At 59.5% G+C, this 18,641-nt stretch carries 22 protein-coding genes and 1 riboswitch; of the genes, 11 read left to right on the top strand and 11 right to left on the bottom strand.

Annotated features, from left to right (window positions below):
* Positions 1 to 10: 10 nt before the first annotated feature.
* Positions 11 to 412 (bottom strand): DUF930 domain-containing protein, encoded by a 402-nt coding sequence (locus DXT96_RS02170; protein WP_153513374.1) that lies wholly within the window; start codon positions 410 to 412, stop codon positions 11 to 13.
* 255 nt (positions 413 to 667) lie between these two features.
* Here DXT96_RS02170 and DXT96_RS02165 point away from each other — a divergent pair, with 255 nt between their 5' ends.
* The 5 genes from DXT96_RS02165 (at position 668) to DXT96_RS02140 (ending at position 7,259) form a co-directional block, all read left to right on the top strand.
* Positions 668 to 2,767 carry a S9 family peptidase gene (locus DXT96_RS02165; RefSeq protein WP_153513373.1) on the top strand — a complete coding sequence of 700 codons (2,100 nt, stop codon included), beginning with the start codon at positions 668 to 670 and terminating at the stop codon, positions 2,765 to 2,767.
* A 497-nt stretch (positions 2,768 to 3,264) separates the two neighbouring features.
* The gene (locus DXT96_RS02155; RefSeq protein ID WP_153513372.1) at positions 3,265 to 4,275 is read left to right on the top strand and encodes an ABC transporter substrate-binding protein; all 1,011 of its coding nucleotides are present in this window, start codon (positions 3,265 to 3,267) and stop codon (positions 4,273 to 4,275) included.
* Between the two features lie 256 nt (positions 4,276 to 4,531).
* A complete protein-coding gene (locus DXT96_RS02150; protein ID WP_149898830.1) occupies positions 4,532 to 5,440 on the top strand; it encodes a proline/glycine betaine ABC transporter permease in 909 nt (302 codons plus the stop codon).
* The gene (locus DXT96_RS02145) at positions 5,433 to 6,566 is read left to right on the top strand and encodes a glycine betaine/L-proline ABC transporter ATP-binding protein (RefSeq protein ID WP_153513371.1); all 1,134 of its coding nucleotides are present in this window, start codon (positions 5,433 to 5,435) and stop codon (positions 6,564 to 6,566) included. Before DXT96_RS02150 ends, DXT96_RS02145 begins: the two co-directional genes overlap by 8 nt.
* A 405-nt stretch (positions 6,567 to 6,971) precedes the next feature.
* Positions 6,972 to 7,259: a hypothetical protein gene (locus DXT96_RS02140; RefSeq protein WP_149898828.1), complete on the top strand. Its 288-nt coding sequence runs from the start codon at positions 6,972 to 6,974 to the stop codon at positions 7,257 to 7,259.
* Between the two features lie 10 nt (positions 7,260 to 7,269).
* Here the strand turns inward: DXT96_RS02140 and dmeF are convergent, their stop codons facing one another.
* Positions 7,270 to 8,253 (bottom strand): CDF family Co(II)/Ni(II) efflux transporter DmeF, encoded by a 984-nt coding sequence (gene dmeF / locus DXT96_RS02135; RefSeq protein WP_153513370.1) that lies wholly within the window; start codon positions 8,251 to 8,253, stop codon positions 7,270 to 7,272.
* 78 nt (positions 8,254 to 8,331) lie between these two features.
* A complete protein-coding gene (gene dmeR / locus DXT96_RS02130; protein ID WP_003509296.1) occupies positions 8,332 to 8,604 on the bottom strand; it encodes a Ni(II)/Co(II)-sensing transcriptional repressor DmeR in 273 nt (90 codons plus the stop codon).
* Between the two features lie 127 nt (positions 8,605 to 8,731).
* Here dmeR and DXT96_RS02125 point away from each other — a divergent pair, with 127 nt between their 5' ends.
* The 5 genes from DXT96_RS02125 (at position 8,732) to DXT96_RS02105 (ending at position 11,906) form a co-directional block, all read left to right on the top strand.
* On the top strand, positions 8,732 to 9,088 hold the full coding sequence (locus tag DXT96_RS02125) for a hypothetical protein (RefSeq protein ID WP_153513369.1): 357 nt from the start codon (positions 8,732 to 8,734) through the stop codon (positions 9,086 to 9,088).
* A gap of 113 nt (positions 9,089 to 9,201) precedes the next feature.
* Positions 9,202 to 9,615: a helix-turn-helix domain-containing protein gene (locus DXT96_RS02120; RefSeq protein ID WP_035218370.1), complete on the top strand. Its 414-nt coding sequence runs from the start codon at positions 9,202 to 9,204 to the stop codon at positions 9,613 to 9,615.
* Between the two features lie 84 nt (positions 9,616 to 9,699).
* Positions 9,700 to 10,635, top strand: coding sequence for a prolyl aminopeptidase (gene pip / locus DXT96_RS02115; RefSeq protein WP_153513368.1), 936 nt, complete (start codon positions 9,700 to 9,702; stop codon positions 10,633 to 10,635).
* Between the two features lie 194 nt (positions 10,636 to 10,829).
* Positions 10,830 to 11,318, top strand: coding sequence for a GNAT family N-acetyltransferase (locus tag DXT96_RS02110; RefSeq protein ID WP_003509304.1), 489 nt, complete (start codon positions 10,830 to 10,832; stop codon positions 11,316 to 11,318).
* A 21-nt stretch (positions 11,319 to 11,339) separates the two neighbouring features.
* On the top strand, positions 11,340 to 11,906 hold the full coding sequence (locus tag DXT96_RS02105) for a type 1 glutamine amidotransferase family protein (protein ID WP_153513367.1): 567 nt from the start codon (positions 11,340 to 11,342) through the stop codon (positions 11,904 to 11,906).
* A gap of 87 nt (positions 11,907 to 11,993) precedes the next feature.
* Here DXT96_RS02105 and DXT96_RS02100 read toward each other — a convergent pair whose 3' ends face one another.
* From DXT96_RS02100 to DXT96_RS02075, 6 genes are all read right to left on the bottom strand, one after another.
* Positions 11,994 to 12,308, bottom strand: coding sequence for a hypothetical protein (locus tag DXT96_RS02100; protein WP_153513366.1), 315 nt, complete (start codon positions 12,306 to 12,308; stop codon positions 11,994 to 11,996).
* Positions 12,309 to 12,312: 4 nt separating this feature from the next.
* On the bottom strand, positions 12,313 to 13,026 hold the full coding sequence (locus DXT96_RS02095; protein ID WP_065115137.1) for a CbtA family protein: 714 nt from the start codon (positions 13,024 to 13,026) through the stop codon (positions 12,313 to 12,315).
* An 11-nt stretch (positions 13,027 to 13,037) separates the two neighbouring features.
* Positions 13,038 to 13,220 (bottom strand): CbtB domain-containing protein, encoded by a 183-nt coding sequence (locus DXT96_RS02090; RefSeq protein WP_046798597.1) that lies wholly within the window; start codon positions 13,218 to 13,220, stop codon positions 13,038 to 13,040.
* Positions 13,221 to 13,381: 161 nt separating this feature from the next.
* Positions 13,382 to 13,611, bottom strand: a riboswitch (cobalamin riboswitch).
* Positions 13,612 to 13,701: 90 nt separating this feature from the next.
* Positions 13,702 to 14,622: a cytochrome c gene (locus DXT96_RS02085; protein ID WP_153513365.1), complete on the bottom strand. Its 921-nt coding sequence runs from the start codon at positions 14,620 to 14,622 to the stop codon at positions 13,702 to 13,704.
* Between the two features lie 87 nt (positions 14,623 to 14,709).
* Complete coding sequence (locus tag DXT96_RS02080) at positions 14,710 to 15,144, bottom strand: cytochrome c (RefSeq protein ID WP_174372908.1); 435 nt, start codon at positions 15,142 to 15,144, stop codon at positions 14,710 to 14,712.
* Between the two features lie 247 nt (positions 15,145 to 15,391).
* Complete coding sequence (locus tag DXT96_RS02075) at positions 15,392 to 16,036, bottom strand: LysE family translocator (protein ID WP_153513364.1); 645 nt, start codon at positions 16,034 to 16,036, stop codon at positions 15,392 to 15,394.
* A gap of 132 nt (positions 16,037 to 16,168) precedes the next feature.
* On the opposite strand from DXT96_RS02075, the gene DXT96_RS02070 reads away from it, so the two are divergent.
* Positions 16,169 to 16,867, top strand: a complete 699-nt coding sequence (locus DXT96_RS02070) for a YafY family protein (RefSeq protein WP_153513363.1) — start codon at positions 16,169 to 16,171, stop codon at positions 16,865 to 16,867.
* Here the strand turns inward: DXT96_RS02070 and DXT96_RS02065 are convergent.
* Both DXT96_RS02065 and DXT96_RS02060 read right to left on the bottom strand, forming a co-directional pair.
* The gene (locus DXT96_RS02065) at positions 16,856 to 17,701 is read right to left on the bottom strand and encodes a metallophosphoesterase (RefSeq protein ID WP_153513362.1); all 846 of its coding nucleotides are present in this window, start codon (positions 17,699 to 17,701) and stop codon (positions 16,856 to 16,858) included. The genes DXT96_RS02070 and DXT96_RS02065 overlap by 12 nt on opposite strands.
* 120 nt (positions 17,702 to 17,821) lie before the next feature.
* Positions 17,822 to 18,424, bottom strand: coding sequence for a superoxide dismutase (locus DXT96_RS02060; protein WP_077982731.1), 603 nt, complete (start codon positions 18,422 to 18,424; stop codon positions 17,822 to 17,824).
* Positions 18,425 to 18,641: the final 217 nt, after the last annotated feature.

Here is an 18,641-nt window from a genome sequence, read left to right as displayed (position 1 = left end):
AAATCCTTGCTTAGTCATAAAGATACAACTTCTTCCACTGCTCTTCGGGAATCCTGTCGCCGACGCGGTAATCAAAGGTCTGGATGCTGAGGCTGTCGCTCTTGAGCTGGCACTTGTATTTGAGCTTGTACCATTCGCCGGAACTTCTGAAGACCGCACCCGGCGCCTTGATGGAGTTCTTGCCAACCTCGGGATCACCAAAGGTATAGGCGATGACCTTGTCCGGCCGCATGCCCTTCTGCTCCGTCGCTATCCTTTCCATCGCCTCGATATCGCAGCGCTGCTCGAGACGCTCTTCCGGGGCAAGCGCATTCAGCTGCCGCATGACGCTGGCGTCGATCGCAAAAGCGGGGTCGAAGGCCTGCAAGCCAAGGAAAAAGGCAGAAAGGGCAGCGGGAAGAAGCTTTCGCATGGGATCCTGTCAGTTTTTTCGTTTGTTCTTGTCTTTTGGTCTGTTTCGAGCAGAGGACGTTCGGCCGGCAACCGCCGCGCATCATCGCCGATTTGCCAGATATTGCCAAAATGTGATCGAAAGCCGACGAAATTGTGCCGAAGCCTCATTTCATCTGTGGAGATTTGAAACTTGATCGGCCGGGAGGGTCACTCTACATCTTGGTGCCGCACCTTGGTAGCGACCACGGATTTTTCATACGAAAGCGAGTTTCCCTTGCCGATTTTCAAGAACCTGCCCGCCGCCCCGACCGCCGAAAAACGGCCCGTTCAGGACACGCATCACGGCATTACCCGCACCGACGATTACGCATGGTTCCGGGCCGATAACTGGCAGGCCATGTTCAAGGACCCTACCCTGCTCGACCCGGCCATCCGCACCCATCTGGAGGCCGAGAACGCCTATATGGAAGCGGCCATGGGCGACACCAAGGCGCTTCAGGAAAAGCTGTTCGAAGAAATGAAGGGCCGCATCAAGCAGGACGATTCTTCCGTGCCTGTGAATGATGGGCCTTATGCTTACGGGACATTGTTCGTGACCGGCGGCGAGCAGCCGCATTATTTCCGCACCCCGCGTGATGGCGGCGAAAAACACGTGCTGTTGAACGGCGACAAGGAAGGGGAAGGCAAGGATTATTTCCGTCTGGCCGGTCTCGACCAGTCCTCCGATCACAGCCACGGCATCTGGGGTTATGACGACAAGGGCTCGGAATATTTCACCCTGCGCATCCGCAACCTCGAAACCGGTGAAGACCTTGCCGACATCGTGGAAAACACCGGTGGCGGCGGCGCATGGGCGCCTGATGGCAAGAGCTTCTTCTATACGCTGCAGGATGAAAACCATCGCCCCTCCAAGGTCTTCCACCACATTATCGGCGAACCGCAATCGGCCGACCGGCTGGTCTATGAGGAAACCGACCCCGGCTTCTTCATGGGTGTCGGCGCGTCCGTTCTCGACGATTTCATCTTCATCGACATTCACGATCATGAAACCAGCGAATACCGGCTGCTTTCCACCAAGGATCTGATGGCCGAACCTGCGGTGGTGGCGGAGCGCGAAGAGGGCATCGAATATTCGATGTGCGAGGGCGGCGACGTTTTCTACATCCTCACCAATGACGGCGACGCCAAGGATTTCCGCATCATGGAAGCGCCGGTTACCGCACCGGGCAAGGAAAACTGGAAAGAGACCGTGCCGCACGAGCCGGGTCGTCTCATTCTTTCCGTCGATGCCTATGCCCGCCATCTGATCTGGCTGGAACGTCGCGACGGCCTGCCACGCATCGTCATCCGCGATCGCCGCACGGGCGAGGAACATTCCATAGCCTTTGCCGAAGAGGCCTATTCGCTCGGCCTGCATGGTGCGGCGGAATACGACACCAACGTCATCCGCTTCTCCTATTCCTCGATGACGACGCCGAGCCAGCTGTTCGATTACGATATGGTGACGCGCGAGCGCACGCTCTTGAAGACGCAGGAAGTGCCATCGGGCCACAACCCCGATGATTACATTACCCGCCGCATCATGGCCCCTGCCCATGATGGCCAGCTGGTGCCGGTCTCGCTGCTCTACCGCAAGGATGTGCCGCTTGATGGTTCCGCGCCCTGCCTGCTTTATGGTTATGGCGCTTACGGCATCAGCATTCCCGCCTCCTTCTCCACCACTACGCTGTCGCTCGCCGACCGTGGTTTCATCTATGCCATCGCCCATATTCGCGGCGGCAAGGACAAGGGTTTCGAGTGGTACGAAACCGGCAAGATGGAAGACAAGCAGAACACTTTCAAAGACTTCATCGCCTCTGCCGATCATCTGGTTCAGGAAGGTTTCACCTCTTACGCCGGCATCATCGCCGAAGGCGGCTCGGCCGGTGGCATGCTGATGGGGGCTGTCGCCAACATGGCGCCGGAGAAATTCGCCGGCATCATCGCCGCCGTTCCCTTCGTGGACGTGCTGACCACCATGCTGGATGATACCCTGCCGCTGACCCCTCCGGAATGGCCCGAATGGGGCAATCCGCTGGAATCGGCGGAGGAATATGGCTGGATCGCCGCCTACAGCCCCTATGACAATGTCAGCGAGAAACCCTATCCGCCATTGCTGGCGCTTTCCGGCCTCACCGATCCGCGCGTGACCTATTGGGAACCGACCAAATGGGTGGCGAAACTGCGCGAGAAAACCACCGGGGAAGCCCCCATCCTGCTGAAAACCAACATGGCGGCGGGCCATGGCGGCAAGTCGGGCCGTTTCCAGCGGCTGGAGGAAATTGCCTTCGAATATGCCTTCGCGCTGAAGGTGGCGGGCAAAGACGCCGTGTGAGACACTGATTGCAAAAAGGGCGGCGATTCAATCGTCGCCCGACCCTTCCAGAGACGAAAATACCCACAAAAAACCTCTTTATGAATATTTTTTCCACAAAATCTCGACTGCGTCTCTTCTATAAATGCAACTTTCGCCACTAGTAAATTTTTATTTCCAGATACTGCAACTCAAAATATATCTCTCATAAATCCAAATAACTCCCATGTATTACACGACATGGGGAAATGTTCCGAAAATCGAACGCATGGCTGCGATGCGCCATTTCGCGTTGCAATATCACTTTTTGGCCGTATTATGCCGGTCGTTGACATATTCATGCGCCTTTTCGCCGCCCTTCCCGCGGCAATCCTGCAGCACGTCTTGCGGATATTCTTGATGCCGGATTTTTTCGGCTTTTTCACGCGCCATGTCAGTTCGCCCTTGGCAATCCGGGCTTTGCAGTGCTCCCGCTTTGCCAATTGAAAACACTGCATCAGACTTGGGGGTCTTACACCATGAAGAAACTCCTAGCCTCGACCATTCTCGTAACGGGCTTTATCATCGCTGCCGGTGCAGCAAATTCCGCCAATGCCGCCGAAGAGTGCGGCAGCATCACCATCGCCGAAATGAACTGGGCATCCGCCGGTGTCGCGGCTTACGTCGACAAGTTCATCATGGAAAACGGCTATGACTGCACGGTCAACGTCATCAGCGGCGATACCATGCCGACCTTCGCCTCCATGAACGACAAGGGCCAGCCTGATATGGCGCCCGAATTGTGGGTGAACGCCGTGCGCGAGCCGCTTGACGCTGCCGTCAAGGACGGCCGGCTGATCGAAGCCTCCAAAATCCTTTCCGAAGGCGGCATCGAAGGCTGGTGGATCCCGAAATTCATCGCCGACGAACACCCCGATATCAAGACCGTCGAGGATGCGCTGAAACATCCCGAGCTCTTCCCCGCTCCGGAAGACGCCAGCAAGGGCGCCGTGCACAATTGCCCCTCCGGCTGGAACTGCCAGGTGACGACTACCAATCTCTACAAGGCGCGCGAAGGCGACAAAAAGGGCTTTACCCTCGTCGATACCGGCTCGGCCGCCGGCCTTGACGGCTCGATCGCCAATGCATTCGAAAAGAAACAGGGCTGGCTCGGCTATTACTGGTCGCCCACCGCCATTCTCGGCAAATACGAGATGGTGAAGCTGGATGACGGCGTTGAGCTTGACCGCGCCCATTTCGACGAGTGCACGGCCAAGGTCGATTGTGCGGATCCCAAGGTCAATGCCTATCCGGTGGCCGATGTCTTTACCGTCATCACCAAGGATTTCGAAGGCAAGGCCGGTGTGACGATGGATTATCTGAAGGCCCGCAACTGGGACAACAAGATGGTCGCCGAAATCCTTGCCTGGATGGATGAAAACCAGGGTACCAACGAGGATGGGGCGGAGTATTTCCTCGAAAACCATGAGGAAATCTGGACGAAGTGGGTTCCGGCCGAGGTGGCGGAGAAGATCAAGGCTTCGATGTGATTGGTTGATGGGAGGGGGAAGTTTCGGTTGGTATCCGAGGCTTTACCCCCCTCTGCCCTGCCGGGCATCTCCCCCACAAGGAGGGAGATCGGCAGGAAGCACTCTTCTGCCGAATCCGCAACGTGTGTGATGGGCGATATCTCGCCGCTTGTCGATCTCCCCCCTTGAGGGGGAGATGTCCGGCAGGACAGAGGGGGGTGCCCGCGCACTCCAACCTCCGCCGCCCATCCCAAAACCCAAAGGGAAAACAACAATAATGGCCCTCTGCAATTACCTGCCGGACCTGCTCTGCAAGTTCCCGGCCATCGACAACTCCACGATGCGTGTGGCACGCAAAACCATCGATGACGGTTTTCGCGACATCGTGCGCAATTATGGCGATGCGATCGATGTGATCGTGCATCCGCTGCAACTCTTTCTCAACGCCTCGGAGCGGCTGTTCATCCAGACCCCGTGGATCGTGACGATGCTGGTTATTCTCGCCATCGTGCATCTGGCCGGGCGCAGCTTCAAGATCACCGGCGGCACTGCCATCTCGCTCCTCATGATCGGCGCGGTCGGCCTGTGGCGCGACGCCATGACGACGCTTTCCATCGTCGCCATCGCCACGCTGATCGCCATCGTCATCGGCCTGCCGCTCGGCATCCTGATGGGACGCTCCGAACGGTTGCAGCGCCTCATCAACCCCGTGCTGGACGTGATGCAGACCCTGCCCAGCTTTGTTTATCTCATCCCCGTGGTGGTGATTTTCGGCATCGGCAAGGTACCGGGCCTGATTGCGGTGGTGATCTACGCCATTCCGCCGGTCATTCGCCTGACCAGCCTCGGCATCCGTCTGGTGGATCGCGAAGTGCTTGAGGCGGCCGACGCCTTCGGGTCTTCCAACCGCCAGAAGCTGTTCAACGTGCAGCTGCCGCTGGCGCTGCCCACCATCATGACCGGCATCAACCAGACCATCATGATGGCGCTCGCCATGGTCGTCGTCGCCTCCATGGTCGGCGTCGGCGGGCTTGGCAAGAACGTGCTGCAGGCCATCAACAACCAGTTCTTCACGGTGGGCTTCCTGAACGGTTTCGCTCTGGTCGCCATCGCCATCATGTTTGACCGGGCGAGCCAGGCTTTTGGCAAGCGTCTGCAGAAATACCGCGAGGTCTCCCATGGCTAAAAGCATCGAAATCCGCAACCTCTATAAGATCTTCGGCAAGCATCCCGAGAAATACCTCGAAGCGGTGCGATCCGGCATGGACAAGGTGGAGCTGAACGACAAACACAACCACGTGCTTGGCCTCAACAACATCAACATCACCATGCCGGGCGGCAAGATTACCGTCGTCATGGGGCTGTCCGGCTCCGGCAAATCGACGCTGATCCGCCACATCAACCGGCTGATCGACCCGACAGCCGGTGAGGTTCTCTATGACGGCGACGACATTTGCGGCATGAGCACCTCGGCGCTCAGGAAATTCCGCCGCCTCAAGACGGCGATGGTGTTCCAGAAATTCGGCCTGTTGCCGCACCGCACCGTGCTGGAAAACAGCGTCTACGGCCTCGATATTCAGGGCGTACCGCGCAAGGAAAGCGAAGAAAAGGGCCGTTACTGGCTGGAGCGTGTCGGGCTTTCCGGTTACGAGGATTATTATCCGAACCAGCTTTCCGGCGGCATGCAGCAGCGTGTGGGCCTTGCCCGCGCGCTTGCCAACGACGCCGATATTCTCTTGATGGACGAGGCCTATTCGGCGCTCGATCCGCTGATCCGCGTCGACATGCAGACGATGCTGCTCGATCTTCAGCAGGAGCTGAAGAAGACAGTTGTCTTCATCACCCACGATCTGGACGAGGCTTTGCGGCTGGGCGACCACATCGCCATTCTGAAGGACGGTGAAGTGGTGCAGCAGGGCGACGGCCAGAGCATCATCCTCTCGCCCGCCGATGGTTACGTCACCGACTTCGTTCGCGACGTCAATCGCAGCCGTGTGCTGCAGGCTACCACTGTCATGGAGCCGCTGGATAGCAAACCTCAGGGCATGTCCGTTCTGGAAAGTGCGACGCTGGAAACCATCGCCCGCGATATGTCGGAGGCCAACGAGACACAGGCGCATGTGGTGGATGAGGACGGCAAGCCGGTTGGTTCGATCGGCCTCGACACGCTGGTGGCGGCCATGGTGACACCCGCTGCGCAGGAGCCGGACGCGACGGTTGAGGCAACGCCCATGCCGCAGGAGGCTGAGGCCGTGGAGGAGACCGCGAAGGTGCGGGAGGCGGTTTTACCGGTGGAGAAGGAAACGGCATAGTCCGATAAGTTCTGGGGTTCATCCCTCACCCCGCACTGCTCATCCATCATCCCTTACCCCGCACTCCGCGTCATCCTCGCCCTTGAGGCGAGGATCCACGGCCGGACGCCATGGGGCTTAAAAATGGATCCTCGCCTCAAGGGCGAGGATGACGCGGAGGGTGGGGCGAAGCCTGTAACGGCGTCGGCATGACGTGATCTTATTCGTCTTCGTTGCGCGATCAGGGAGGACCACTTCTCCCTACCCGCCTCTTTCCTGCCTCTTCCCCATCCTCCTTCCCGCAAAAACGAAGCACCACTTCACCGCCTGTCAAGCAGGGACAGTCGCTGCAACGCAGCAAGCGCAAGTTTCAGGCAAGTCGCCGCCGTTAACCCTTCGTTAACTTTTGAACGCGGAATCACCGACATGCAGATCGAAAGCAATATCGGCGGATACAATTATCAGGGACGTATCCGCGAGATCGAAAAAACCGGCAGCGCGCAGAGCACTCCGGAGGAGCAGGCCGTCAAACGCGGCCCGGGCAACCCCACCGTTTCCAGCACCATTCTTTCGCAATCGCTGGCAAATGTGCTGTGGGCCGTTGGGAATGGCAACGCGCCGGCCTATCAGGACACGCCGGCGGCCGCTTCCGCCGAGGACAAGGCGGAAGCGCAGGCCGAGTGGGTGCGCAGCGCCTATTCCGAATACGAATAGGCGATTCTTCTCAGGCCCTTGCCGGGCTGACCTCCACTGTCACATGCGACAGTTCATGTATGGCGGCAAGTTTCTGCTTGTAGAAAGCCGGCGCTTTCGGCGCCTGCGACTGGATCGCCACGATGGCGGCGTGATGGCCCGGCCCCACCTGCCAGACATGCAGGTCGGTGATGCGGTCCTCTTCCGTCTCAACGCTTTCACGGATTTCCTGCGGCAGATCTTCGGTCTGCGGCACGGCATCGAGCAGGGTTGTCGCCGTCGAGCGAACAAGACCCCATGACCAGTGGGCGATGACCAGACCGCCGACGATGCCCATTGCCGGATCAAGGAAAGACCAGCCGTTCCATTTGCCGAGCAGTAGCGCGACGATCGCAAGAACCGAGGTCAGCGCATCCGCCAGCACATGCAGATAGGCGGCCCGCAGATTATTGTCCCTGCCGCCCTTTGCTGCGCCATGGTCTCCATGATGCGCGTGCGATCCGTGATCATGATGGGCATGCGAGCCGTGTCCATGCCCGTGATCATGATGATGGTCATCTTTCAAAAGCACGGCGCTGACGAGATTGACGGCAAGACCGATGACGGCGACGAGGATCGCCTGATTGAAGTCGATCTGCACCGGATTGAAAAGCCGCATCGCGCTTTCAACGGCGATCAGCAGCGCCACCACCGCCAGCACGATGGCGCTGGCGAAGCCTGCGAGATCACCGAACTTGCCGGTGCCGAAAGTGAAGCGCGGGTTGCGCGCCTCGCGCCGGGCATAAAGATAGGCCAGCGCCGAAATCAGCATCGCGCCCGCATGGGTGGACATGTGCCAGCCATCTGCCGTCAATGCCATGGAGCCGAACCAGTTGCCGGCGACAATCTCTGCCACCATCATCACGGTAGTCAGCGCGATGACCATCCACACACGCTTTTCATTGCGCTCATGGTTCTGGCCGAGAAAAACATGGTCGTGGCCGGTCGCGGCAGGGAATTCGGATGTCGTCGTCATGTCGCTTATCCTGTTCGATCTTCAAGGTAGTCGTTCCACGCATGGCTTTTTCCCAAAGCGGACACTTTGGAGGGCTTGCTAGCGGATGTAGGTCTTCAGCACCTGGGCCAGCTCTTCCGCCGCCCGCGCCCGCTCGTCTTCATTTTCGGCGTGCACCACATGTTCGTGCAGGTGCTCCTGCATCACCTCTCCCGTCAGGCCGGAAAGCGCGCCACGCACCGAAGCCAGCAATTGCAGCACCTCGCCGCAGGGCTTGGCGTCATCAAGCGCACGCTCCACCGCCTCCATCTGCCCTTTCAGGCGGCGGATGCGGGCCAGAAGCTTCTCCTTGTTGCGGATCGTATGGGACATAAGCACCTCATATAGTATAGGGGGGTATACTATATTGTGTTGATTTTTCGTTCAAGTCCTGCGTGACGCAATCCTCGCGAATGTTTCGGCCCCTAAAAATGCTCCATCAGAACTTGGGGACTCAGTCATGACGACTATCGCAGCAACCACCACCAGCTATTATGCTTCTCCGGTCCGGACCCTTGAGCCGACGAAAAACAGGGAAACCCACTCCACCACTGAAGCCCTGCTGGAGTTGACCCGCGCCGCACACCGCGTCATCTCGAGCGCCGAGAGCGTCGCCACCGCGGTCGCACCGGCCGCCGCCAGCGTTTCCGCCGGTCTTGCCGCCGCATTGTGGAACCTCGACAGCGGCGCCTCCACCACAGCTACGCCCGTGCTGGAGATGGCCGCATCCTCCGCCCAACCTGAAGCCACATCCAGCCTCGAGGCAGAGGTTCTGAAAGCGCTGGCTCAGGCGCTCGGTGTGGACGCCGCCGCCTGACACCCATTGAACAGCAGGCTGAAAAGCCATATCTCTAGAGACTAGAGCATCGGACCATGAGCGGCGGAAATACCCCGCTCTGTTGCCGCTGCGCCAGAGATATGGAGAAAGCCATGCTGTCCATCGGTGAACTGTCCAAGCGTACCGGCGTCAAGGTGCCGACGATCCGCTATTATGAGCAGATGGGCCTCATCCGCGAGGCGGACCGTTCGGAAGGTAACCAGCGCCGTTACGAAAAAACCGACCTCGAAAGGCTGGCCTTTATCCGCCATGCCCGTGATATTGGCCTCAACATCGATGCCATTCGCGAACTCATCGCGCTCAGCCAGCACCGGCAAATGCCGTGTGAGGGGGCGGACCGTATCGCCGCCGAACATCTCGCCCATGTCCGCGAAAAGATCGCCAGCCTGAAAAAGCTCGAACACGAGCTGGAGCGCATCGTCTCCCATTGCCACGGCCATTCCATCGAGGATTGTTACGTCATCCGCGCGCTTTCCGACCACGGCATGTGCGAAGGCGAGCATTGAGACGCCGACGGATCGAGATGGTGACATCCAGTTGTCATCCGCACGATATATGCGCGTCCCATCTCTTTCAAAAAGACCTGCCGGATGCCCGAAATCTCTCCCTTCGACACAGTTTTCATCGATGTTTCCGAAGGCCACAGGCTGCATGTGACGATTTCGGGCAACCCGGCGGGACAGGCCGCAATCCTGCTGCATGGCGGCCCCGGCTCCGGAATATCGGTCACGGCGCGGCGTTATTTCGATCCTGAGCGTTATCGAATCATCCAGTTCGACCAACGCGGATGCGGGCAAAGCACGCCGAATGCCGCCGTCAGCCTTGAGCACAACACCACACAGCATCTGATCGACGACATGGAGGCCATTCGTACGGCGCTTGGCGTCGATGACTGGCTGGTGTTCGGAACATCATGGGGTTCCACGCTTGCGCTTGCCTATGCCCAGCGCCACCTTCGGCATGTGCGCGCCATGGTTCTGGCGGGTGTCACCACCACGCGGCAAAAGGAAATCGACTGGCTTTACAAGGGGCTGGCGATGTTCCTGCCGCAGCAATGGCAGCGCTTCATCACGGCCATCCCGGATCACCTGGCGAAGGAAGATCCCGTCGGCGCGTATCTCCAGCTTTTGAACAATCCTGACCCGGTCATCCGCCGGATGGCGGCGCTTGAATGGCATTTGTGGGAGGCGGGTTCGATCAGCGCGGAGTCCAGCGCGGACTTTCCAGAAAAATGGCGTGATGCCGACTATATTCTGACCCGCGCCCGCCTCTGCGCCCATTATTTCCACCATGCGGCCTGGCTGGAGGACGGCGTGCTTTTGCGCAATGCCGGCGTGCTGGCGGGCATCCCCGGCATACTCATCCAGGGCATGCGCGACCTGCAGGGGCCACCCGTCACCGCTTACGAGCTTGCCGCCGCATGGCCGGGAAGCCAGCTGATCGCCATAGGTGGAGCCGGGCATTCCACCGGTGATGCCGGGATGGAGGATGCGATTGTTTCGGCGATCGCACGATTTGCAAATTGAAGCCGCTTGACAGATTACGGATTCGGGCGCATTGCAATGACATGATCAACGAACGCGCACCCATCTCCTGCTCGTACTTTTGGGCCTACCTTTAAGGGCGGCTCGACAGATCATATTGTCAACAAGCCGCCGTCAGGCGGCTTTGTTGTTTTCAAACGTCCTGACGGCACCAATAAGACCAAAGGACCGAAAAAATGACCGAAGATAGCTCCCTTACACTGGAAAGACCGCCCGTCGTCATCATTCGCGGCGCGCGCAAGACCGATCTGCCCGAGCTTAACGAGATGATCACGCTGCTCGCCTCCTACCACGGCGATGCGGCGGCAATCACGCCGGCCAAGCTTGAGCGCGACCTGTTCGGCCCCCTGCCCTGGGTGCATGGTCTTGTCGCCGAAGCCGATGGCGCGCTGATCGGCTACGCGCTGCTTCTGCCGCTCTACAGGGCGCAGGAAGGCCGACGCGGGCTTGAATTGCACCATCTCTTCGTGCGTGACGGCCATCGCGGCCACGGCACGGGCCAGCATCTGGTTTCCCGTGCCCGTGATATCGCCAAGCGGCTGGGTTGCGACTATCTATCCGTCAGCGCCACGACCGGCAATGTGGCGGCGCATCGTTTCTACGAAAACATGGATTTCGCGCCACGTCCGGTCACCGGCATGCGCTACATGCAGTCCATCGCCTGATCACAACCGACGGAGACGGCCATGACACGTATCGCGATTGCGCTGGCGCAGGATTTTGCGGACTGGGAACCGGCGCTGCTAACGGCGGCGGCACGCAGCTATCTCGGCGTCGAGATCGTTCATGCCACCCCGGACGGGCGGCCGGTAACATCGATGGGCGGGCTGAATGTGACACCCGAAACCTCCTATGACGCGCTTGATCCTGACAGCATCGATGCGCTCGTCATTCCCGGCGGTCTCAGTTGGGAAAAGGGTACGGCCGCCGATCTTGGCGGGCTGGTGCAGCGCTTTCGCGAAAAAGACCGGCTGGTTGCCGGTATCTGTGCGGCGGCAAGCGCGCTGGCCGGCACGGGTATCCTGAACCATGTCGCCCACACCGGCAATTCTCTCGCCTCACACAAGGCCTATCCCGCCTATAGCGGCGATGGTCTTTATCACGACCAGCCGAAGGCGGTCAGCGATGGCGGCGTCATCACGGCAGCCGGCAGCGCGCCGGTCAGCTTCGCGGTGGAAATTCTGAAAAACCTCGGCCTCTTTGGTCCGGAAGCCGAGGCGGAACTTGGAATTTTCGCGGCGGAGCATCGGTAAGACGCAGCCGTCTTGATGCCATGCACTCCCACTTCCCCGTCATTCCGGCCTTGAGCCGGTATGATGGAAGTGGGAACATCAGGCCAGTCAGTGCCGATCAAGCACCCGGCAAACACGGGGCGTGGCGTCCTCGCCTTCCCCGGCAATCGCACGGCGAATATCGCGGCTGTTCAAATGCAAGCTGCGGCCGGCAGGCAAGTTTGAACGTTTTATCTTGGCAAGGGCTGCGGCGATAAAGCCGGCCTCGTTTTCATGAAAATAGGCGAGAGCCGCCTCGCGCACCGGGTCTGGCCCGAGGACTGCCTTGAAGGCAAGACGGTGCACGGCGCAGAATGCACCGTGACCGGGAACGACAAAACGCAGCGCATCGAGTTCGTCACTCCATTCCGCTGCGTCCTGCATGAATTTACGCCGACTGGAAGCGTTTCAGGAAAAACGCGCTCAGTGTTCCAAGCAGCGCCCAGAAAACGAAGCTGGTGATGGTGGCGGCAACGATGAACTGCCGTTCCAGCGGCAGCGGTGCCAGCGCATGTTCGCCTTCCGGCGGCAGCGGTGCGCCCACCACATGCGGCGCGACGATCAGGACCAGAGCAAGAACGATGGCCCAGGGCTCGCGGCGAAACGCAATCAGCGCAATGCCGCCCGCGGTTGCGGCAACCGTCGAGAGCCACCAGATTTGCCGCGCCTCAAGTGCTGCGGCCGGGCTTCCCGGCAATTCCGGCGGCAGGCCGATCATCGGCGCGAGCATGACGGCGGCAAAACCGGCAACGCCCCACAGAAGACCTTCGCGCCAGCCGGCATCGGTGCCGCGCAGCGAGATGAGACCGGTCAGCACCAGCGCGTAACCGATGGCGGTCAGCACATTGGCAGCGACAGTATAGGCGGTGCGTTCGAAACCATCGGCCGGAGCCCATGCCTCGTCATTGTGCTCATGGGCGGGAACCGCAGCGCCGGGCGCTGCCGCATCATGGCTATGGGCCGCTTCGCCGCCGGCGCTTTCAAAGGTTTCCGCCTGAAGGATGAGCGGCGTGGTCCCGAAAGCCTGCATGGCCGAGACGGCCAAACCGCCAACGATGCCGACCAGAACGGCGGTAAAGACGATATTGCGAAAAAATGACATGCCGTTTCCCCTCAATGGCAGGGGAAGGCATTGGCATGACGCGTGTCATGCGCGGCATTGTGAACGGCTTCCACATGCGAAAAGCCGACAAAACCGACGACGAACAGGCCAAGCACGATCGCCGTCAGCGATTGCGCGAAGCTGCCCGTTTTTGCTGAAACGGCAGCATTGGCCGTATTCTGCTGGATAGACATGGTGACCCCTCTCCCGGCGCGACCCCGCGCCATAAGATGCGGCCGAACGGCAAAAAGCCACCAGACCGCATATGATACACTTCACCACGGGGATACGAGACTGACACAGGGGTATCGAAGCCGACGACCCTGACATTCCGCTCTTCCGGACACCCCGCCGGCATGGACATTTCCGTGATGGCAGGTCTCCTGGCTTACGGGTCAAAACCTGAAACACCTTCCCGGCATCGCCCTCGCCGTAAAAAAAGGGCGAGATGGCTTGCCAGTGGCATTTCGTTTCAGGCTCTCCGCTCACAGTTGCGGGGGCAGCCACGAATGAGGATTTCTCCCTATCGTGTTCCCTTTTCACCTTCCGGAACGCCCGGAAGGAACCATCACGGACATGTTATCGGCCGGGTGCGTGCGGGAGTCAATGGTGGCGGCTCCTTGGCACCAGCATGATGTTAAGCATGTGGTGAGCGCCAACCCAAGCCATGCCCAGTTATCGAGACGGGATCGCCTTCAGATAGGCCGCAATCGCATTGCGGTCTTCGGCGGTGAGATGCGCCATGTTCTGCTGCACCTTGACCATGGAGCCGCCGACGCTGTCGAATTCCGGGGTGAAGCCGGTTTCCAGATAGCCGGCAATATCCGCCGTCGTCCACGATCCGATGCTCGCAGAACCCGGCGTGATATCGGGAATGCGGCCCTCACCTTCGGGATTGGGGCCGCCAGCCAGCCATTTGCCCTCCAGAAAACCGCCGAGCGCATTGCGCGGGGTGTGGCATTCCCCGCAATGGCCCGGCCCTTCGACCAGATATTGGCCGCGCAGCAATTCGGCATTGGCATTGGCAAGCTCGACGCGCGGCGGTGCGGAAGTGTCGAAATACAGGAATTTCCAGCCGCCGAGCGCCATGCGCAGGTTGAAGGGAAACGGCAAGTCGTGATCCGGAGCATCATTCTGGCTGGCCGGCAGGGTTTTCAGATAACCGAACAGGTCGTTCACGTCCTTCTGCGTCATGCGCGCATAGGAGGCGTAAGGGAAGGACGGGTAAAGATGTTCGCCGTTCTTTCCCACCCCGCGCGTCATGGCATCGCCGAATTCCGCCAGTGTCCAGCTGCCGATACCGTGCTGTGGATCAGAGGAAATATTGGGCACATGGAAGGGGCCGAAGGGGCTTTTCAGCGCCTGCCCGCCGGCAAGCGTCCGCATCGCGTCACCCGTGGCATCCGGTGCGGCATGACAGCTTGCGCAGCCACCCGCCCAGAACAGCGTTTCGCCATTGGCCAGATCCGGCTCTCCGAGGCTGACCCAATGGCTGGGCGCCTGCCGCTGCGGCGCGGTGACCCAGGCGAAAATGCCGTAGCCGGCAATGGCCGCGATCACGGCCCCGCCCACAAGCTTCGTCCAAATGGAAGACATACCCCTCTCCCCATTCTCACCCGAGTGATCAGGTGTCTTTCAAAGTGAAAAAACGCCGCCGGGAAGCAGCGTTTTGAAATTCATGATTTATTTCTTCAGACGATAGGTCTGGTGGCAGGTGCCACAATCAGCGCCGAGCGTCTTCATGGCGGTGGTGACGCCCGCCTGATCGGTGGGGAGATTGGCAAGAACCGTATCGGCATCAGCACCGAGCTTGGCCGCCTTGGCCTTGAAGTCCTCGAAATTTTCCCAGATGGCGGGGGCAGCCGCGCTGCCGGTCTCGGAACCCTTCGGGAACTGATCAGGGAAAGCCTTGGCATTGGTGCTGATGGTCGTCACGGCAGCCTTGACGGCCTCGGCGTCGAAGGGCTTCTGGCCCTTGGAGATGGCAGCAAGCGCGCCCATGGAGCCGCCGATCTGCTTCATCATGCCTTCACGTTTTTCGACTTCGCCGGCAGCGAAGACCGCTCCGGCGCAAAGACAGCCGAAAAGCATGGCCGCCGCGATGGTTTTCAGTTTCATACACTCTCTCCTTGATTCCGGCCGGGTGCCGGACGCTTGATGGAACGGCGCGAGGATGCCCTTTCCGCATGGCGAAAAGAAGTCACATTGCGGTGAATTCCGCCGTGAAAACAGAAGTCTAGAGTATCAGGCCGAAAAGTGTCCGAAGGTTTTCCGACAAGAACCCGTGACAAAACAACGGGCCAAAGGAGAGCATTCGCTGGCTTGCCAGGGAATAGCCTCCCTGGAGCGGCGGAACCTGTTCCTCTTATTCGCCGAGGCTCCACGACAGAGCTTCCCAAAATGTCAGCAGGGCTGCGGCAACCAGCATGAAACCGGCAGCGCGACCGATGAAGATCGTGGCGCCGGGTGAAGAAACCAGCCATTGCCGGCTTTTATCCGCCGTCAGCGCCAGCGCGCCATAAACGGTAAACTGCGTTACCGCCACCATCGCCCCCATCACCAGCCCCTGCATCCAGATCGGACCATAGGCCGGTTTTAAGAATTGCGGATAGACCGCCATCATGAACAGATAGGCTTTCGGGTTGGAAAGGCAGGTCAGCACCGCCCGCCAGAACGCTTTTTTCGATGAGGTGCTTGCCTGCGCCTCATCGCCATTCACGACGATTGCGCTGCGCATCAGGCCGATGCCGATCCAGACCATATAGGCAGCGCCGACAATGAGAAGCGGCAGAAACAGCGACGGCATCCAGGCGGCGAGCAGGCCAACGCCGGCCGCGCCATAAAGCGAATGCACGATGCCGCCGGCGCTCATGCCGCTTGCGGCCGAAAGGCCGGTTTTCCTGCCGCCCGTCAGCGCACTCGCCAGCACGAACAGCATGTCCATGCCCGGCAGGATGATGATGCCGAACAGGACCAGAAAGAAAAGCCAGAGATTTTCGGCGTAACTCATGTCAGTATCTCCCCAGACGGTTCATGGCACATTTAGGAATATGCATGTTTCTCAATGTGTTTTGCCGTTTATAGAAAAAGCCAACTGACAGCATTATGTCAGTTGTCTTGAAAAAACGCCGGGAAAATGTCAATGCGCAAGGCGTCGAGACTGTTCGAGATCATTCAGATCCTGCGGCTGGCGCGCCGGCCCGTTACCGCCCAGATGATTGCGGAAAAGCTGGAAGTGACGGCGCGTTCGGTCTATCGCGACATAGCCGCCCTCCAGACCATGCGGGTGCCCATCGAAGGCGAGCGCGGCGTCGGTTATATTCTGCGCCCTGGCTTCAGCCTGCCGCCGCTGATGTTTTCCATCGAAGAGACCGAGGCAATCGTGCTGGCGCTCGCCATGGTTGGCCGTTCCGGTGATGCCGAATTGCGGCAGGCGGCGAGAAAAGCGAGCGACAAGATTGCCGCCTCGCTGCCCGAACCCCTGTCCAAAACCCTGTCGGCCAATGCCCTGCATGCCTGGGGCAGCATCGCGCCAGCACCTGCCGGCATTGATCTTGCCACCGTCCGGCGGGCGGTGCGCGATGAAGAGAGGCTGGACATCAGCTATCGCGATGAAACCGGCGCAGAGACCCGGCGGCAGATCCGGCCCATTGCCGTGATCTATTATTCTGAGACGGTGAATATCGTCGGCTGGTGCGAATTACGGCAGGCGATCCGCAACTTCCGCTCGGACCGGGTTTTGACCTGCGAAAGCACCGGCAGCTTTTTCAAGCTTGAAGGTGAAAAGCTGCGGCAATTGTGGATGAGCGGCTGGCAGGGCAGTCCATCCTCACAGCTGTAAGAGACGATCCTCCTCGCGGCCAAAGCCGCGAATGACGATCCGGTCTTCGAAAACATCTGATATAGCGAAGGTGTTCTGGTCGGGCGTGTCCACCATGCCCTTGAAATTGACGAAGTGGGTGTTGCCCAGCACACCATAATTGCCTTCGTGATTATGGCCATTGAACCATGCGACGGCCGAAGCATGGGCGTCGAGAAGATCGAGAATGCGCGGTGCATCCCACATGTTGTGAGCGTTTTCCGGATAAAGCGGATAGTGGCACAGCACGACCACTTTTTCGCCGGCCGCATCCGATTTTTGCAGGAGGCTTTGCAGCCATTCGAACTGCTCGTCGCTGAGCGAGGCGTTCCAGTCCTGTGCATTGATCGCGCCCGCTTCCTGCAGGTGCTTCAGCCGCTCCTGCGCAAGTGCGCGACGCGGATCGCCGGGCGGCGGGGCGAAGAGACTGACCTCGTTGCCATCGAGCACGGCGAAGCGGACATTGCCGATGGCGAAGTCATGCCAGGGGGCCGGCATGCCGAGGCGGGCATGGATGGCGGTCAGACGTTCAGGCGCAACTGAAAAATCATGATTACCCGGCAACAGGACCGAGGGATGGCGAAGCCCGTCATAAACGCTGAGGATCGCATCGAAATTGTCGAAACCGCGGTCGATGATGTCGCCGAGCGTCACCACGAAGGCGAGGTCCTCTTCGTTGAAGGCGGCCACCGCTTCGGAAAGCTTTTTCGGGCTTTCGGCATAATAGCGACCCATGTCCGGACGGGGATCGGCATTGGCATATTGGGGATCGGCGACGATGCCGAAGGAGAAGAGAGGCTTGCTTTTTTCAGTCATGATGCGCCGCGATAAACCCGGCTGATGACAGGCTTGTGACAAGCGGCCGGAACGGCATGTCCCAAAAAGCAGAACACCCGGCACAACGGCCGGGTGTTCAAAAATTCCGTTCGCCAAGCCTTACTTGGCAGCGGCTTCGTAACGCTCCAGGACGTAGTCCCAGTTGATGAGGTTATCAACGAAGGCTTCGAGGTACTTCGGGCGCAGGTTGCGGTAGTCGATGTAGTAGGAGTGCTCCCAGACGTCGACGCCGAGGATCGGCTCTGCACCGTGAACCAGCGGGTTTTCACCGTTCGGGGTCTTGGAGATTTCGAGCTTGCCGTTCTTGACGGAGAGCCACGCCCAGCCGGAGCCGAACTGCGTGGTGCCGGCTGCGATGAAATCAGCCTTGAACTTGTCGTAACCGCCGAGATCGGAAGCGAATGCCTGTTCCAGCTTACCAGGCAGCTTGTTGCCGCCGCCGTCCTTCTTCATCCACTTCCAGAAATGAACGTGGTTGTAGTGCTGGGCAGCGTTGTTGAAGAGGCCGGCATTGGTGCCAAAGGACTTCTTCACGACTTCCTCGAGCGACAGGTCGGAAAGACCGGCTTCGGCCGCCAGCTTGTTGCCGTTGTCGACATATGCCTTGTGGTGCTTGTCGTGATGGAACTCGAGCGTCTCGCGCGACATGTAAGGTGCAAGCGCGTCGTAGTCGTAGGGGAGTTCGGGAAGTTCGAAGGCCATGGTTTTACTCCTTGTTGCAGCGGCTGGACCGCTCCTTGAAACCGTGTGCGCGGACCATAGGAGCGAACCTCTGTTTGGGCAACCTGCGAAATATCAAAATGTTCCGACAAAAGAGAAAATTCGTCTCGAGCCAGCCGCCACCACATTTGTTTCACAACCCTGGCGTACCGTTTTCCACCCTATCGGTTCGCTTTTGCCGAAAATGCAGGAAGGAAAT

Origin of the sequence: Agrobacterium sp. ICMP 6402, from assembly GCF_009498615.1 — a bacterium.
GTDB classification, from domain to species: Bacteria; Pseudomonadota; Alphaproteobacteria; order Rhizobiales; family Rhizobiaceae; genus Agrobacterium; species Agrobacterium burrii.
Note: the sequence above shows the minus strand (reverse complement) of the source record. Positions and strands in the feature narration are given on the sequence as shown.

Coding starts and splice junctions, on each gene's coding strand:
- DXT96_RS02170 (WP_153513374.1), bottom strand. CDS start 412: ATGCGAAAGCTTCTTCCCGCTGCCCTTTCTGCCTTTTTCCTTGGCTTG.
- DXT96_RS02155 (WP_153513372.1), top strand. CDS start 3,265: ATGAAGAAACTCCTAGCCTCGACCATTCTCGTAACGGGCTTTATCATC.
- DXT96_RS02150 (WP_149898830.1), top strand. CDS start 4,532: ATGGCCCTCTGCAATTACCTGCCGGACCTGCTCTGCAAGTTCCCGGCC.
- DXT96_RS02145 (WP_153513371.1), top strand. CDS start 5,433: ATGGCTAAAAGCATCGAAATCCGCAACCTCTATAAGATCTTCGGCAAG.
- DXT96_RS02140 (WP_149898828.1), top strand. CDS start 6,972: ATGCAGATCGAAAGCAATATCGGCGGATACAATTATCAGGGACGTATC.
- dmeF (WP_153513370.1), bottom strand. CDS start 8,253: ATGACGACGACATCCGAATTCCCTGCCGCGACCGGCCACGACCATGTT.
- dmeR (WP_003509296.1), bottom strand. CDS start 8,604: ATGTCCCATACGATCCGCAACAAGGAGAAGCTTCTGGCCCGCATCCGC.
- DXT96_RS02125 (WP_153513369.1), top strand. CDS start 8,732: ATGACGACTATCGCAGCAACCACCACCAGCTATTATGCTTCTCCGGTC.
- DXT96_RS02120 (WP_035218370.1), top strand. CDS start 9,202: ATGCTGTCCATCGGTGAACTGTCCAAGCGTACCGGCGTCAAGGTGCCG.
- pip (WP_153513368.1), top strand. CDS start 9,700: ATGCCCGAAATCTCTCCCTTCGACACAGTTTTCATCGATGTTTCCGAA.
- DXT96_RS02110 (WP_003509304.1), top strand. CDS start 10,830: ATGACCGAAGATAGCTCCCTTACACTGGAAAGACCGCCCGTCGTCATC.
- DXT96_RS02105 (WP_153513367.1), top strand. CDS start 11,340: ATGACACGTATCGCGATTGCGCTGGCGCAGGATTTTGCGGACTGGGAA.
- DXT96_RS02100 (WP_153513366.1), bottom strand. CDS start 12,308: ATGCAGGACGCAGCGGAATGGAGTGACGAACTCGATGCGCTGCGTTTT.
- DXT96_RS02095 (WP_065115137.1), bottom strand. CDS start 13,026: ATGTCATTTTTTCGCAATATCGTCTTTACCGCCGTTCTGGTCGGCATC.
- DXT96_RS02090 (WP_046798597.1), bottom strand. CDS start 13,220: ATGTCTATCCAGCAGAATACGGCCAATGCTGCCGTTTCAGCAAAAACG.
- DXT96_RS02085 (WP_153513365.1), bottom strand. CDS start 14,622: ATGTCTTCCATTTGGACGAAGCTTGTGGGCGGGGCCGTGATCGCGGCC.
- DXT96_RS02080 (WP_174372908.1), bottom strand. CDS start 15,144: ATGAAACTGAAAACCATCGCGGCGGCCATGCTTTTCGGCTGTCTTTGC.
- DXT96_RS02075 (WP_153513364.1), bottom strand. CDS start 16,036: ATGAGTTACGCCGAAAATCTCTGGCTTTTCTTTCTGGTCCTGTTCGGC.
- DXT96_RS02070 (WP_153513363.1), top strand. CDS start 16,169: ATGCGCAAGGCGTCGAGACTGTTCGAGATCATTCAGATCCTGCGGCTG.
- DXT96_RS02065 (WP_153513362.1), bottom strand. CDS start 17,701: ATGACTGAAAAAAGCAAGCCTCTCTTCTCCTTCGGCATCGTCGCCGAT.
- DXT96_RS02060 (WP_077982731.1), bottom strand. CDS start 18,424: ATGGCCTTCGAACTTCCCGAACTCCCCTACGACTACGACGCGCTTGCA.